Source organism: Desertihabitans aurantiacus, assembly GCF_003344635.1.
Lineage (GTDB): Bacteria > Actinomycetota > Actinomycetes > Propionibacteriales > Propionibacteriaceae > Desertihabitans > Desertihabitans aurantiacus.
In genome coordinates this window covers 1-14,229 of the sequence record NZ_QPKK01000080.1, presented here as the reverse complement: position 1 = coordinate 14,229, position 14,229 = coordinate 1, and the positions used below count along the sequence as shown (strand labels likewise).

Here is a 14,229-nt window from a genome sequence, read left to right as displayed (position 1 = left end):
GTGGCCGAGGATGCCGTGCTCGGACCGGTCCAGGACGAGCTGTCCCGCCGCGGCCGGGCGGTCGCGGCGCTCGACCGCGCCGGCCGCTGACCCGACCTCGCCGCCCCCCGCCCCTGCTGACGCGCGACCGCCGCCGCTACGCCGGCTGACGTAGTGGAGGTGTCGCCGACGGGCCGACGCGACCCGGGTGCCACCGCGCGAAGACTGCAGCCATGACCTCGACCGCCGTCGCCGCCCGCGACCAGGAGCGCACCCGTCCCCGCCTGCCCGAGCTGCGCGGACCCGCCCGCAAGGCCGTGCTGACCGTGCACGTGCTCGCCGCCGCCACCTGGATCGGCATCGACGTGCTCGTCGCCGTCCTGGTCGGGCTCGGCTTGCTCGCCCCCGACCCCGAGCTGGGCGGTGCGGCCCTGCTGGTGCTCGGCACGGCGGTGGTGCCGCCGATGCTCGCCTCCGCCCTGGTCTGCCTGGCCAGCGGTCTGCTGCTCGGCCTCGGCACCCGGTGGGGGCTGGTCCGCTACTGGTGGGTCGCGGTGAAGCTCGCCATCACCCTCGTGCTGTCCACCCTGATCCTGGTGCTGCTGCGACCGGGGATGCCGGCGGTGGCCGACCACGGACGCGCACTGCTGCAGGCCCGGCCGCCGGCCGGTGACGTCTCCTTCCTCGTGTATCCGCCGGTGGTCTCGCTGACCGCGCTGTCGCTCGCGGTCGTGCTGTCGGTCGCGAAGCCCTGGGGCCGCGTACGCCGCGCGCTCAGCCCGCGACGGCCGTCACCTCCGCGGCCTGGCGCTGCTCGACCGAGGAGATCATCGCCTCCCGCTCGTCCTCGCTGACCTCCTCCGGCACGCTCTTCTCGGTGCGGCGGAAGGTGGTGGTGCCCAGGCTCAGGTCGTGGCCGACCACGGAGGCCTCCAGCACCAGCCGGTCGCGGGTCTCCCCGGACTGGTCGGTCCACGAGGAGGTGCGCAGCCGGCCGGTGACGACCACCGGCTCGCCCTTGCGCACCGAACCCGCGACGTTCTCGGCGAGGCTGCGGTAGCAGCGCACGCTGATCCAGTTGGTCGGGCCGTCCACCCAGTCGCCGTTGCGCCGGAACCGCGGGGTGGCGCCCAGCCGGAAGGTGGCGAAGGCCGACGGCCCGTCGTAGGCCTGCACGTCGGTGCCGACCCAGCCGTTCATGGTGACGAATGCGTCCACTGCTCTGTCCTCTCTGCGGCCGCGGCCGGGTGCCACGGCGCCGGTTCGACCATGGGCGTCCGGACGCGGGGGTGCCGGGACGCGGCTGCTGGCTGTGGACAACCCCCACCGGGGGGCCGGGGCTGGGGACAACCCGGGCCCGGTCGTCGGGCTGGGAGGTGTCGGGCGGCGCTGGCATACTCGTCCCCGACCGGCGCGCCCTGGGTGCGCCTCCTGTCCCCGCTCCACGAGAAGGTTGACGCACCTCGATGGCTGAGTTCATCTACACGCTGCACAACGTCCGCAAGAAGCTCGGTGAGAAGGTCGTCCTCGACAACGTCACCCAGGCCTTCCTGCCGGGGGCCAAGATCGGCGTGGTCGGTCCCAACGGGGCCGGCAAGTCGACGCTGCTCAAGCTGATGGCCGGGCTGGTCCAGCCCGACAACGGCGACGGGCTGCTGGCCAAGGACGCCACCGTCGGCATCCTGCAGCAGGAGCCCCCGCTGACCGAGGGCAAGACGGTGCTGGAGAACGTCGAGGAGGCGGTCGCCGACATCAAGGGCATGCAGCGCCGGATGGACGAGCTCGGCATGGCGATGAGCGAGCCCGACGCCGACTTCGACGCGCTGATGGCCGAGATGGGTGAGGTGCAGACCGAGCTCGACCGGCGCAACGCCTGGGACATCGACGCCCAGCTCGAGCAGGCGATGGACGCCCTGCGCTGCCCGCCGCCGGACGTCTCGGTCGACGTCCTCTCCGGTGGTGAGCGCCGCCGGGTCGCGCTGTGCAAGCTGTTGCTGCAGCAGCCCGACCTGCTGCTCCTCGACGAGCCCACCAACCACCTCGACGCCGAGTCGGTGCACTGGCTCGAGGGCCATCTCAAGGCGTACCCGGGTGCCGTCCTGGCCGTCACCCACGACCGGTACTTCCTGGACAACGTCGCCGAGTGGATCTGCGAGGTCGACCGCGGCCGGCTGCACGGTTACGAGGGCAACTACTCCAAGTACCTCGACACCAAGCGCTCCCGGCTGCAGGTGGAGGGCAAGAAGGACGCCAAGCGCGCCAAGATCCTGGAGAAGGAGCTGGAGTGGGTGCGCTCCAGCCCGAAGGCGCGCCAGGCCAAGAACCGGGCCCGGCTGGCCCGCTACGAGGAGATGGCGGCCGAGGCCGAGCGCAACCGCAAGATCGACACGTCGGAGATCAACATCCCGCCGGGTCCGCGCCTGGGCACCGACGTGCTGCAGGTGGCCGACCTGGTCAAGGGCTTCGGCGACCGCACGCTGTTCGACGGGCTGACCTTCGACCTGCCGCGCTCGGGCATCGTGGGCATCATCGGCCCCAACGGCGTCGGCAAGTCCACGCTGTTCAAGATGATCGTCGGTGAGGAGCAGCCGGACGCCGGCAGCCTGGACGTCGGCAAGACGGTCTCGATCTCCTACGTCGACCAGGGCCGTGGCGGGCTCGACCCGGCGAAGAACGTCTGGGAGGTCGTCTCCGACGGCCTGGACTTCCTCAAGGTCGGCACCTTCGAGATGCCCTCGCGGGCCTACGTCGCCTCCTTCGGCTTCAAGGGCCCCGACCAGCAGAAGCCGACCGGCGTCCTCTCCGGTGGCGAGCGGAACCGGCTCAACCTCGCGCTCACGCTGAAGATGGGCGGCAACCTGCTGCTGCTCGACGAGCCGACCAACGACCTCGACGTCGAGACCCTGCAGTCGCTGGAGGACGCGCTGCTGGAGTTCCCGGGCTGTGCCGTGGTGATCTCCCACGACCGCTGGTTCCTCGACCGGGTGGCGACCCACATCCTCGCGTGGGAGGGCGACGCGGAGAACCAGGCCCAGTGGTTCTGGTTCGAGGGCAACTTCGCCGACTACGAGGCCAACAAGCTCGACCGTCTCGGGCCGGAGGCGGCCCGCCCGCACCGGGCGACCCACCGCCGTCTCACCCGCGGCTGACCCGCGGCTCGCCGGTCAGGGACGTCCGGGGCGCATCCGCGCGGTCAGCGTCGGCCGCGCCCGGAGGTCGACCGCAGCCCAGATCCGCGTGCCCTCGTGCTCGAGCAGCACCAGACGACGCAGTGGCCGGTGCGGCGGGAGCAGCCGCATCCGCCAGCGCCGGGCCGCCGGGTCGAGGATGGCTGCCAGCTCGGCCCGCACCACGTCCCGACCGGTGATCGCCTCGAGCCCGTACGCCGGCGCCGGCGGATGCTGGGGCGGGCGGACGGGCACCACCCGCGGGCCCCGGACCGTGACCACGTCCTCGGCGGCGAAGCCGACACCGTTCCGGTCGGCCTCGCGCAGCAGCTGGCGCAGCCGCCGCGGCCGCGCCACCACCAGCCACCCCACCGCCAGCGCGAGCCCGGCGATGACCAGCGAGCTGGCGGCCAGCCCGACGCGGTCGTAGGCGGGTGAGCGGTCCTCGATCGTCCCGCCGGGTCCGACCCAGACGGTGATCACCGCGCCCCGCCCGGGGACGGCGCCGCACTCGCGGTAGCTGCCGAGCCGCGGGCCGGATCCCAGGTCGTAGCGCACCTCCACCCGGGAGCGGCTGCTGCGGCCGCACCGCCCGTCCGGGTGGACGGCGACCACCTCGGCGTGGGTCGCGACGTCGCGCCCGAGCAGGTGGTCGACCCGGCCGGGAGAGGGCAGGTAGGCCGCGGCGGGGAACGCCCCTGCCAGCACCGCCAGGACGAGGACCACCAGCAGCCGCCGGAGGTCGCGCCGGTCCTCCTGCGCGAGGTGCTGCCGCTCGGTCTCGGTCAGCAGCCCGCCTCGCGCCGGTGCTGGCGGCGGGGTGCCCTGGTGGTCGGGGGCCCGTTCGGTACGCACCCGCGGCATTGAACCAGCCCCGGGGCCCACCGAACGGCCGTCCGGGCTCGCCGGACCGCGGACAGGTCAGTCGGGCTGGACGCGTCCGCGCAGCGCCTTGGTGCGTCCGCGGCGGACCTTCGCCTCCAGCCGGCGCCGGCGCGAGGCCTTCGACGGCTTGGTCGGCACCCGCTTGGGCGGTGGTGGTGCGCAGGCCTCCCGGATCCGCTCGGCCAGCCGGTCCCGGGCGGCCGCCCGGTTCTGCCGCTGGCTGCGCTGCTCGGTGGCGACGACCCTGACGACGCCGAGCCGCTGGGCCGCGCGTGGGGGCAGCACGCTGCTGGCGGTGGCGTCGAAGACCAGCTCGACCCGGCTGTCGGTGGTGTTGACGCCCTGCCCGCCCGGTCCGGAGGCCCGGCTGAACCGCTCCACCAGCTCCTCGCCGGGGACGACCAGACCGTCCGGCAACCCTGGCCCCGGCGGCACCACGAGGGCTAGCGTGCCGCTCATGGCCGAGCACTCTATCGTCGCGCTGGAGCCGTCCACCTGGAACCTGTTCGCCGACCTGGTGCAGCGCCAGGGCGGGCTGTTCGGCGGCTGCTGGTGCTCCTGGTTCCACCCCGACCGCGACGACCGGGCGCCCGGAGCCGAGGGCTCCCGCGAGTTCAAGCGGCAGATGGTCGAGGAGGGCATCGCGCACGCGGCCCTGGTGGTGCTGGACGACCGCGCCATCGCCTGGGCCGAGTACGGCACGCCCGAGGAGCTGCCCCGCATCCACCACCGCAAGGAGTACGAGGCCACCCTGACCGAGCCGACCGACTGGCGCGTCACCTGCATCCAGGTGGAGAAGACGCACCGCCGCCAGGGCTGGGCCGAGGTCGCGCTGCGCGGGGCGCTCCAGCTCATCGCCGCCGCCGGCGGCGGGACGGTGGAGGGCTACCCGCACGACCTCGCGGAGAAGAAGCGGCAGGGCCGGAAGGTCTCCTCCTCCTTCCTCTACAACGGCACCCGCACCATGTACGAGCGGGTCGGCTTCGTCTACGACCGGCCCAAGGGCCAGGGCAACTGCGTGATGCGCCGGGTCGTCACCCCCGCCTGAGCCGACGGGCCGGAGGAGGGCAGGTCCGCCGGCGCTCCGGGGTCGTCCTAGGGTGGCGGGGATGAGCACCCTCGCGATCACCCACGCCTCCGTCGTCCCGATCACCGCCGACCCGTTCGAGGGGACGCTCGTCGTCACCGACGGCAGGATCTCCGCCCTCGGCCCGGACGTCGAGGTGCCGGCCGACGCCGAGGTGGTGGACGCCGGTGGCCGCTGGCTGCTGCCCGGGTTCGTCGACGCCCACACCCACCTCGGCGTGCACGAGGAGGGCGAGGGCTGGTCGGGCGACGACACCAACGAGATGACCGACCCGGTCACCGCGCAGGTGCGCGCGCTGGACGCCATCTACCCCGGCGACACCGGTTTCGCCGACGCGCTGGAGGGCGGCGTCACCACGGTCGGGGTCAACCCCGGCTCGGGCAACGTCATCGGCGGGCTCTGCGTGGCGGTCCACACCGTCGGCCGCACCGTGGACGAGATGGTGCTGCGCCACCCGGTCGGGGTGAAGGCCGCCACCGGGGAGAACCCGAAGCGGGTCTACGGCGAGCAGAAGAAGATGCCCTCCACCCGGCTCGGGGTGGCCGCGGTGCTGCGGGAGGCCTTCGTCGCCGCCGACAACTACCGCCGCCGGCAGCGCAACGCCGAGACCGCGGGCACCACCTTCGACGCCCGCGACCTCAAGCTGGAGGCGCTGGTGTCGGTGCTGGAGCGGGAGATCCCGTGGCGCCAGCACTCCCACCGCGCCGACGACATCGCCACCGCCGTCCGGATCGCCGACGAGTTCGGCTACCAGCTGGTCATCGACCACGGCACCGAGGCGCACCTGGTCGCCGACGTGCTGGCCGAGCGGGGCATCCCGGTGCTCATCGGGCCGCTGCTGACCAGCCGCTCCAAGGTCGAGCTGCGCAACCGCTCCACCGCCAACCCCGGGAGGCTCGCCCGCGCCGGCGTGGAGATCTCCATCATCACCGACCACCCGGTGGTGCCGATCCACTTCCTCGTCCACCAGGCCACGTTCGCGGTCAAGGCCGGGCTCGACCGCGACACCGCGCTCCGGTCGATCACCATCCACCCGGCCCGCGCCCTCGGGCTGGAGGACCGGGTCGGCTCGCTCGAGGTCGGCAAGCTGGGCGACGTGGTGCTGTGGAGCGGGGACCCGCTCGACGTCATGCAGCACGCCGACCGCGTCTGGGTGGAGGGACGCGAGGTGCACACCCGCGAGACCGCCTGAGCCCGACCCGGTCCAGCCGTCCCGGCAGCGTCCTAGGCTCCGGCCATGACCTCTCCTGGACGCGGCCGGCTGCCCGATCCCGGACCGGCCCGGGTGGCCGGCGTCGACCTGCCACCCGGCGTCCACGTCCGCGCCGATCCCGCCTTCGCGCCGAGCGGCGGGGCCGAGCCGTATGCCTGGATCACCACCGGACCGGTGCCCGACCCGGTGCTGGACGGCCTGTGGCGGAGGCTGGTCGCGCGCTTCGCCGAGACCGGGCTGTGGCCGGTGGCCGCCACCGGGCTCGCCGGCGAGCCGGACCGGCCGTGGCTGGTCGGTGAGCTGGGTGTGCGGGAGGACCCGACCGGCTACGACGCCGCCGACGTCCTGGCCCGGCACACCGACGACGGCTCCTTCGACCCCGAGGCGGCCCCGGACCCCCGCCTCGTCCTCACCCGCCTCGCCGCACCCGCGCCCGGGCAGGCGCAGCCGCCCCTGCAGCTGCCGGCCTCCCTCGACCCGGCGGGCTCGGCGCTGATGCTGGTGCCGGTGCTGCGACCGGCCGACGTCCCGGCCCGGCTGGGCTGGCAGGGCCCGGTCAACCACGACCTCGGCCCCGGCGAGGTGAGCGCGGTGCTGCGCAGCTGGGAGGACCGCTTCGGCGCCGTCGTGGTCGGGATCGGCTTCGACACCCTGCTGCTGCAGGCCGGTCGGGCGCCGACCGACCCGGCCGAGCTCGACGTCCTGGTGGCCGAGCACCACGCCTTCTGCCCCGACGGCATCGACCAGGGCCTGCCGGTCGAGGAGTACCGGGCCCACCTCGCCGCCCAGCAGCCCGACCGCGGGATCTGGGCGTTCTGGTGGGACTGAGCGGCGACGGGGGACGCCCGGGCCGCCGGGTCAGCGACCGCGCAGCAGCAGCTCGGGCAGGGTGAGCGCACCCCGGTCGGCCAGCTCGGCCAGCTGGGTGCGGCAGGAGAAGCCGTCGGCCAGCACCACCGCGTCGTCCCCGGCCGCCCGCACCGCGGGCAGCAGGTCGTGCTCGGCGACCTGCACCGACACCTCGTAGTGGCCCTGCTCGACCCCGAAGTTGCCCGCCAGCCCGCAGCAGCCGCCGACCGTGGTGACGCTGGCCCCGGTGGCCGCGAGCAGCGCGGCGTCGGTCTTCCAGCCGGTGACCGAGGCGTGGTGGCAGTGCGGCTGGGCGACCACCGTGGTGCCGCTGAGGTCGGGTGCGCTCCAGCCGGGGGTGCGGGTCAGCAGCTCGGCCAGGGTCAGCACCCCGGCGGCCACCTCGGGCACCCGCGGGTCGTCGGGCAGCAGCTCGGGGGCGTCGCTGCGCCAGACCGCCAGGCAGGACGGCTCCATCCCCACCACCGGCGTCCCGGCGCTGACCACCGGGTGCAGCACGTCGAGCGCCCGGCGCAGCTGGCGGCGGGCGCCGTCGAGCTGGCCGGTGCTGATCCAGGTCAGCCCGCAGCAGGCGTCCCGCTCGAGGAACCGCGGCTCGTAGCCGGCGCTGCGCAGCAGCTCGACCATCGGGCGGGCGCCGGCGCCGGCGAAGGCGTCGGAGAACGAGTCGACCCAGATGACGACCGGTCCGTTCGGCGCGGTCTGCCCCGTCGCCTCCCGCCGGCCGGTGGCGGTCGCCGAGCGGCGGGCGAAGCGGGGGAGCTGGCGGCGCTGGTCGACGCCGGCGCCCCACTTCAGCGCGTTGCGCAGCAGCGGCGCGGCCATCACCGCGTTGACCAGCGCGGACAGCCCGGGCACCCGGGTGATCAGCCGGCCCCAGCGGGGCAGCCAGCCCAGCGCGTAGTGGCTGCGCGGCCGGATCCCGCCGCGGTAGGTCTCGTCCAGCACCCGGGCCTTGTAGGCGGCCATGTCGATGCCGGTCGGGCAGTCGCGCCGGCAGCCCTTGCAGGACAGGCAGAGGTCGAGGGCCTCGTGCACCTCCGGGGAGCGGAACCCCCGCTTCACGGTGCTGCCGTTGATCATCTCCTGCAGCACCCGGGCCCGGCCGCGGGTGGAGTCCTTCTCCTGGCGGGTGGCCTGGAACGAGGGGCACATCACCCCCAGCGAGCCGGTGGTGTCGGCCAGGCACTTGCCGACCCCGCTGCAGCGGTGGACGTCGGCGGCCAGCTCGAGCTCCCGGCCCCGCATCGGTGCGTGGCGCACCAGGTCGGCGCGGACGTCGGCGGCCACCGGGCGCGGGTCGACCAGCACGCCGGGGTTGAGCAGGTTGTCGGGGTCGAAGACCTGCTTGACCGCACCGAACAGCGCGATCGCCTCGGCGGAGTACATCGTCGGCAGCAGCGCCGAACGGGCCCGGCCGTCGCCGTGCTCGCCCGACATCGAGCCGCCGAAGGAGGCGACCAGCTCGGCGGCCTCGGTGACGAACGACTCGTAGCCCGCCGCGCCGCCCTCCTCGGTCAGCGGGAAGTCGATCCGCACGTGCACGCAGCCGTCGCCGAAGTGGCCGTAGGGCAGCCCGCGCAGCCCGTGCCGGGTGAGCAGCTCGTCGAAGGCGCGCAGGTAGGCCCCGAGGTGCTCCGGCGGCACCGCGGCGTCCTCCCAGCCCGGGTAGGCCGGACGGCCCAGGCTGACCCCGGCCAGCCCGGCGCCGTCCTCGCGGATCTTCCACAGCGCGGTCGCGCGGGCCGCGTCCTCGACCACGAACCCGTCGCCGCAGCCGCTGGCCGCGAGCAGCGCGCGGGCGCGCTCGCCCAGCCGCACCGGGTCGTCGTCGGCCAGCTCGACCAGCATCCAGCCCTGCCCGGCGGGCATCTCGGGTACCGCGGACGGGCCGAGCCGGTCGCGCACGACGTCGACGATCCGGGCGTCCAGGCCCTCGCAGGCGGTCGGCCGGTGCGCCAGCACGGTGGGGGCGTCGTCGGCGGCCTCGGCCATCGACGGGTAGCCCAGGGCGACCATGACCCGGTGCGGCGGGTCGCTGACCAGCCGCAGGGTGGCCCGGGTGATGGTGGCCAGGGTGCCCTCGGTGCCGGTGAGGAAGCGGGCCACGTCGAAGCCGTTCTCGGGCAGCAGGTGCTCCAGGCTGTAGCCCGACACCTGGCGTCCGAAGCGGCCGAACTCGGTGCGGATCACCGCGAGGTTGCGCCCCACCAGCTCGCGCAGCGCGGTCAGCGTGGGGGAGTCCTCCACGGCGGTGGCCTCTGGGCCGCCCAGCACCAGCCGCTCACCCGAGCCGGTGACGACCTCCAGGCCGAGCACGTTGTCGGCGGTCTTGCCGTAGCCGAGCGCGCGGGGGCCGCAGGCGTTGTTGCCGATCATCCCGCCGAGGGTGCAGCGGTTGTGGGTGGAGGGGTCGGGCCCGAAGCGCAGCCCGTGCGGGGCCGCCACCTTCTGCAACGCCGCCTGGACGACGCCGGGCTCCACCACCGCGGTGCGCTGCTCGGGGTCCACCTCGACGATCCGGTTCAGGTGGCGGCTGACGTCGACGACCAGACCGGGCCCGACCGCGTTGCCGGCGCAGGACGTCCCGGCGCCACGCAGCGTGATGGGCACCGCGTCGGCGCGGGCCTCGTCCAGCAGCCGGGTCAGCTCCTCGACGGTGCGCGGGTGGGCGACGCCGCGCGGCACCACCCGGTAGAGGGAGGCGTCGCTGGAGTAGAGGGCCCTCGCCAGGCTGGAGGTGTCGACCAGACCGGACGAGCCGGCCCGGTCCAGCCGCCAGCTGAGCCGGCCGAGCTCGCGGTCGAGCAGGGCACGATCGGTCATCGCGGGCACCCAGAGGTCATGGGGGTCAGTCTGCCGACTCCCGCCCGGCGGCGAGGACGCGTTCAAATGCGCGACCGACGGCGCGGAAGTCCTCGGGGCCGACGGCCTCGACGAACACCCGGCGCACCGACTCCACGTGGCTGGGCGCCGATCGGCGCAGCAGACCCATGCCCGCCTCGGTGAGGTGCGCCCACACCCCGCGCCGGTCGTCGGGACAGCTCTCCCGCTCGACCAGCCCGCGGCGCTCCATCCGGGTCACCGTGTGGGTCAGCCGCGAGCGCGACTGGTGCACCGCCTCGGCCAGCTCGGCCATCCGCAGCCGCCGGTCCTCGGCCTCGGACAGGGTGACGAGGATCTCGTACTCGGCGAGGTCGAGGCCGTGGGTTCGCAGGTCGGCGTCCAGCACCTCGCTGATGCGCGCGGCCCCGAGCAGGTAGGTGCGCCAGATGCGCTGCTGCTCGGCGTCGAGCCAGCGCGTCGGGCTCTCCACGGTCTCGGTCATGTCCACATCGTAACCAAGGAAGTTGACAGTTCAACTTCTTGGGCTACTCTGATGGTGTTGTTGAAACTTCAATCAGTTGGAGAACCCCTCATGGACACCCAGACCCTCACCCTCACCACCGGCACCTGGAACGTCGACCCCGCCCACTCCGAGGTCGGCTTCACCGTCCGGCACCTGATGAGCAAGGTGCGCGGCACCTTCGACGACTACGTCGCCACCGTGACCACCACCTCCGACGACCCGACCGCCGCGAGCGTCACCGCCGAGGTCAAGCTCGCCTCGGTGAACACCCGCAACGAGCAGCGGGACGGCCACCTGCGCTCGGCCGACATCTTCAACGCCGAGAAGGACGCGCTGATGACCTTCGTCTCGACCGGCATCACCGGTGCCGACGGGGAGTACGAGATCGCCGGCGACCTCACCATCAACGGCACCACCCGTCCGGTCGTGCTGCAGGCAGAGTTCCTCGGGGTCGACGTGGACGCCTACGGCGCCACCCGCCTGGGCGTGGAGGCCAGCACCTCGATCTCCCGCAAGGACTTCGGCATCGACTTCAACGTCGCGCTCCAGGGCGACAAGGTGCTCATCGGCGACAAGGTCGACATCACGCTGACCATCCAGGCCGTCAAGGCCTGATCGGACGACCCCGGGGTGCAGGGCTCCCCGGGACGGCTCGGGGGGAGCCGTCCCGGTGCCGGACCCGGCCCCGGGGGCACCCCGGGCTCGACCCCGGGGATCGCGTCGGGGGACCCTGATCGGGTGTCTCCGGGGCGGGTGCGGTCCGTACTGTGACGGCGTGCCCAGCAGCGTGTCCGTCCGCCCTGCCCCTGCCGCCACCACCTCGGGAGGGGTGGCCGCGCGATGACGGGGCTGGCCCGCCTCAGCCTGGCCAACCGGGCGGTGGTCGCCCTGCTCAGCCTGGTCATCATCGGCGCCGGGCTGTTCTCCACCGGGGCGCTCAAGCAGGAGCTGATGCCCTCGCTGACCCTGCCCCAGGTGACCGTCCTCTCGGTCTGGCAGGGTGCGGCGCCGGCCTCGGTCGAGCGTGATGTCACCCGCCCGATCGAGGACGCGGTGAAGGGCGTGGCCGGGGTCACCGGCGTCAGCTCCACCTCCTCGGCCAACGTCTCCCAGATCTCGGCGGAGTGGGACTACGGCGAGGACGCCACCGAGATGGAGAACAAGATCCGGGCCGCCGTGGACGCCGTCCCGGGGCTGCCCACCGACGTCGAGCCCGAGATCGCCGCCTTCGACTTCGACGCCCTCCCGGTCGTCTCCCTCGCCGTCTCCTCCGACCTCTCCCCGGCCGACCTCTCCGAGCGGCTGCGCACCGTCGCCGTGCCGCGGATCAACGCCCTGGACGGGGTGGGGGAGGCCACGGTCTCCGGTGAGGAGGTCCGCCAGGTCGTCATCACCACCCGCCAGGACGACCTGGACCGTCTCGGCGTCCAGCCCACCGAGCTGCAGCAGCTGCTCCAGGTGCACGGGACGCAGGTGCCCGCGGGCGACCTCGACACCGGCAGCCAGCGCGTCAACGTCCAGGTCGGCCGGACCCTCGGCTCGGTCGAGGACGTCGAGGCGATCCAGCTGCAGGGCACCGACGGCCCCGTCCGGCTGGGTGACGTCGCCGACGTCACCAACGACCCGGTCGACGCCACCGCCATCTCGCGGGTCAACGGCGAGCCCGCGATCAGCCTCAACGTCACCAAGACCACCGAGGCCAACACCGTGACGGTGGCCCACGACCTGCGCGCGCTGCTGCCGGAGCTGGAGCAGGAGATCGGCTCGGGCACCCGCTTCCAGACGGTGTTCGACCAGTCGCCGTTCATCGAGCAGTCCATCCACGACCTCGCCGTCGAGGGCGGGCTCGGGCTGGCGATGGCGATCATCGTCATCCTCGTCTTCCTGCTCTCGGTGCGCTCCACCATCATCACCGCGATCTCCATCCCGATGTCGCTGCTCATCGCGATGGTCGGGCTCTACGTCGGTGGGTTCAGCCTCAACATCCTCACCCTGGGTGCGCTCACCGTCGCCGTCGGACGCGTGGTGGACGACTCGATCGTCGTGATCGAGAACATCAAGCGCCACCTCGGCCTGGGTGAGCCGTTCGGCACGTCGACGATCCTCGGCGCGGTGCGCGAGGTGGCCGGCGCGGTGACCGCCTCCACCATCACCACCGTCGCGGTGTTCCTGCCGATCGCGCTGGTCGGTGGGCAGGTCGGTGAGCTGTTCCGGCCCTTCGCGGTCACCGTGACGGTGGCCCTGCTGGCCTCGCTGGTGGTCTCGCTGACCATCGTCCCGGTGCTGGCGATGTGGTTCATGCGGCCCAGCCGCAAGCAGCAGGAGGCCGTCGCCGCGGCCGACGTCTCGGCCCGGGCCGCCCACGAGGAGCGGGAGACCCCGCTGCAGAAGGGCTACCTGCCGGTGCTGCGCACGGCGCTGCGGCACCCCGTGATCACCCTCGTGGTGGCCGCCGTGGTGTTCGTGCTGACGCTGGGCTCGACCACGCTGCTCAAGACCGACTTCCTGGGCGAGGCCGGTCAGAACACGCTGCTGGTCTCCCAGGAGATGCCCAGCGGCACCACGCTGGCCGACACCGACGCCGCCGCGCAGAAGGTGGAGGCGGTGCTCGCCGCGGACCCGGCGGTGGAGACCTACCAGACCACGGTCGGCGGCCAGGGCGCGGACGTCCTCACCGGCGCCGGTGGCGGGTCGAACACCGCGACGATCTCGATCACCCTGCTGCCCGACAGCGACGGATCGGTGGTGGCCGACCGTCTGCGTGCGCAGCTGGACCCGATGACCGACATCGGCGAGACCGAGGTGGGTCTGGCCGACGGCGGCGCCGGCGGCACCAGCGAGATGGCGGTCCGGGTGGTGGCGACCGACGACGACGCGATCGCCTCCGGCGCGGAGCAGGTCGAGCAGGCCCTCGCCGGCGTGCCCGGGCTGACCGACGTGGGCAGCGACCTCGCCGAGCAGCAGACCGTCTTCTCCGTCGAGGTCGACCAGGTCCGCGCCGCGGAGCTGGGGATGAACCAGGCCACCATCGGCCAGGCTGTCGCCCAGGCCCTGGACGGCCAGCCGCTGGGTGAGGTCGTGCTGGACGACCGCACCGAGCAGGTGGTGCTGCGCTCCCGCGCCCCGGTCGAGGACAAGGCCGCGCTGGAGGCGCTGGAGCTGCCGGTGACCCAGCGGCAGACCGCCGACGTCCAGGAGCGCGAGTCCGACGAGGTCACCGAGATCCAGGAGGAGAACGCCGAGGAGCAGCAGGCCGAGGCCGAGGCCCAGCTCGACGAGCAGGCCGAGGCGCTGGCCGAGCAGCGCAGCGAGCTGACCGACCAGCTGGCCGAGCTGAACGACCAGCTGGAGGAGGCCCGCAACGCGCCGGCCCCGTCGGCCGGTCTGCCCGGCGGTGCCGGTGGCGCACCCGGCGCCGGGCTCCCCGGTACCGGGCTGCCGGGCGCGGGGCTCCCCGGTGGTGCTCTGCCCGAGGACCTGCCCAGCAGCCTGCCCAGCGACCTCGCCGACGCCAGCCCCGAGGAGCTGCAGGAGGCGGCCGAGGACGTGGCGGAGTCGCTGCAGGAGGCCGCCGAGCAGGCGGCGGAGGACCAGCAGCGCGCGGTCGAGCAGCAGCAGCGCGCCGCGGAGGAGGCCGCGGCCGCGCAGGCCGCCGCGGCGGCGGAGCAGCAGGCGGCGG

Annotated in this window: 12 protein-coding genes; 7 read left to right on the top strand and 5 right to left on the bottom strand. The window is 73.8% G+C overall.

Features of this window, described 5'->3' with window-relative positions; all coding sequences use genetic code 11:
- Positions 1–212 precede the first annotated feature (212 nt).
- The gene (locus DVA66_RS08615) at positions 213–833 is read left to right on the top strand and encodes a hypothetical protein (RefSeq protein ID WP_198671603.1); all 621 of its coding nucleotides are present in this window, start codon (positions 213–215) and stop codon (positions 831–833) included.
- Here the strand turns inward: DVA66_RS08615 and DVA66_RS08610 are convergent.
- Complete coding sequence (locus tag DVA66_RS08610; RefSeq protein ID WP_114559712.1) at positions 754–1,197, bottom strand: single-stranded DNA-binding protein; 444 nt, start codon at positions 1,195–1,197, stop codon at positions 754–756. The two genes, DVA66_RS08615 and DVA66_RS08610, sit on opposite strands and share 80 nt — an antisense overlap.
- 248 nt (positions 1,198–1,445) lie before the next feature.
- On the opposite strand from DVA66_RS08610, the gene ettA reads away from it, so the two are divergent.
- The gene (gene ettA / locus DVA66_RS08605) at positions 1,446–3,128 is read left to right on the top strand and encodes an energy-dependent translational throttle protein EttA (protein ID WP_114559711.1); all 1,683 of its coding nucleotides are present in this window, start codon (positions 1,446–1,448) and stop codon (positions 3,126–3,128) included.
- Positions 3,129–3,143: 15 nt separating this feature from the next.
- On the opposite strand, the gene DVA66_RS08600 is transcribed toward ettA, so the two are convergent.
- A complete protein-coding gene (locus tag DVA66_RS08600) occupies positions 3,144–4,001 on the bottom strand; it encodes a hypothetical protein (protein ID WP_157973915.1) in 858 nt (285 codons plus the stop codon).
- A gap of 66 nt (positions 4,002–4,067) precedes the next feature.
- A complete protein-coding gene (arfB, locus tag DVA66_RS08595) occupies positions 4,068–4,490 on the bottom strand; it encodes an alternative ribosome rescue aminoacyl-tRNA hydrolase ArfB (RefSeq protein WP_114559709.1) in 423 nt (140 codons plus the stop codon).
- Here arfB and DVA66_RS08590 point away from each other — a divergent pair.
- From DVA66_RS08590 to DVA66_RS08580, 3 genes are all read left to right on the top strand, one after another.
- The gene (locus DVA66_RS08590) at positions 4,489–5,079 is read left to right on the top strand and encodes a GNAT family N-acetyltransferase (protein ID WP_114559715.1); all 591 of its coding nucleotides are present in this window, start codon (positions 4,489–4,491) and stop codon (positions 5,077–5,079) included. The genes arfB and DVA66_RS08590 overlap by 2 nt on opposite strands.
- A gap of 61 nt (positions 5,080–5,140) precedes the next feature.
- Positions 5,141–6,310 carry an amidohydrolase gene (locus DVA66_RS08585; protein ID WP_114559714.1) on the top strand — a complete coding sequence of 390 codons (1,170 nt, stop codon included), beginning with the start codon at positions 5,141–5,143 and terminating at the stop codon, positions 6,308–6,310.
- Between the two features lie 45 nt (positions 6,311–6,355).
- Positions 6,356–7,159 (top strand): DUF4253 domain-containing protein, encoded by an 804-nt coding sequence (locus DVA66_RS08580; RefSeq protein ID WP_114559708.1) that lies wholly within the window; start codon positions 6,356–6,358, stop codon positions 7,157–7,159.
- A 30-nt stretch (positions 7,160–7,189) separates the two neighbouring features.
- On the opposite strand, the gene DVA66_RS08575 is transcribed toward DVA66_RS08580, so the two are convergent.
- Positions 7,190–10,027, bottom strand: a complete 2,838-nt coding sequence (locus tag DVA66_RS08575) for an FAD-binding and (Fe-S)-binding domain-containing protein (RefSeq protein WP_114559707.1) — start codon at positions 10,025–10,027, stop codon at positions 7,190–7,192.
- 25 nt (positions 10,028–10,052) lie between these two features.
- On the bottom strand, positions 10,053–10,529 hold the full coding sequence (locus DVA66_RS08570; protein WP_198671602.1) for a MarR family winged helix-turn-helix transcriptional regulator: 477 nt from the start codon (positions 10,527–10,529) through the stop codon (positions 10,053–10,055).
- 90 nt (positions 10,530–10,619) lie between these two features.
- Here DVA66_RS08570 and DVA66_RS08565 point away from each other — a divergent pair, with 90 nt between their 5' ends.
- Entirely contained in the window at positions 10,620–11,165 is a 546-nt protein-coding gene (locus DVA66_RS08565) for a YceI family protein (RefSeq protein WP_114559706.1), read from the top strand.
- A gap of 225 nt (positions 11,166–11,390) precedes the next feature.
- On the top strand, positions 11,391–14,229 hold a 2,839-nt coding region (locus DVA66_RS08560; RefSeq protein ID WP_157973914.1), incomplete at its 3' end, for an efflux RND transporter permease subunit.

What these genes read in the sequence shown, in the direction of transcription:
- DVA66_RS08615 (WP_198671603.1), top strand. Translation starts at nt 213, where the DNA reads ATGACCTCGACCGCCGTCGCCGCCCGCGACCAGGAGCGCACCCGTCCC.
- ettA (WP_114559711.1), top strand. Translation starts at nt 1,446, where the DNA reads ATGGCTGAGTTCATCTACACGCTGCACAACGTCCGCAAGAAGCTCGGT.
- DVA66_RS08590 (WP_114559715.1), top strand. Translation starts at nt 4,489, where the DNA reads ATGGCCGAGCACTCTATCGTCGCGCTGGAGCCGTCCACCTGGAACCTG.
- arfB (WP_114559709.1), bottom strand. Translation starts at nt 4,490, where the DNA reads ATGAGCGGCACGCTAGCCCTCGTGGTGCCGCCGGGGCCAGGGTTGCCG.
- DVA66_RS08585 (WP_114559714.1), top strand. Translation starts at nt 5,141, where the DNA reads ATGAGCACCCTCGCGATCACCCACGCCTCCGTCGTCCCGATCACCGCC.
- DVA66_RS08580 (WP_114559708.1), top strand. Translation starts at nt 6,356, where the DNA reads ATGACCTCTCCTGGACGCGGCCGGCTGCCCGATCCCGGACCGGCCCGG.
- DVA66_RS08575 (WP_114559707.1), bottom strand. Translation starts at nt 10,027, where the DNA reads ATGACCGATCGTGCCCTGCTCGACCGCGAGCTCGGCCGGCTCAGCTGG.
- DVA66_RS08570 (WP_198671602.1), bottom strand. Translation starts at nt 10,529, where the DNA reads ATGACCGAGACCGTGGAGAGCCCGACGCGCTGGCTCGACGCCGAGCAG.
- DVA66_RS08565 (WP_114559706.1), top strand. Translation starts at nt 10,620, where the DNA reads ATGGACACCCAGACCCTCACCCTCACCACCGGCACCTGGAACGTCGAC.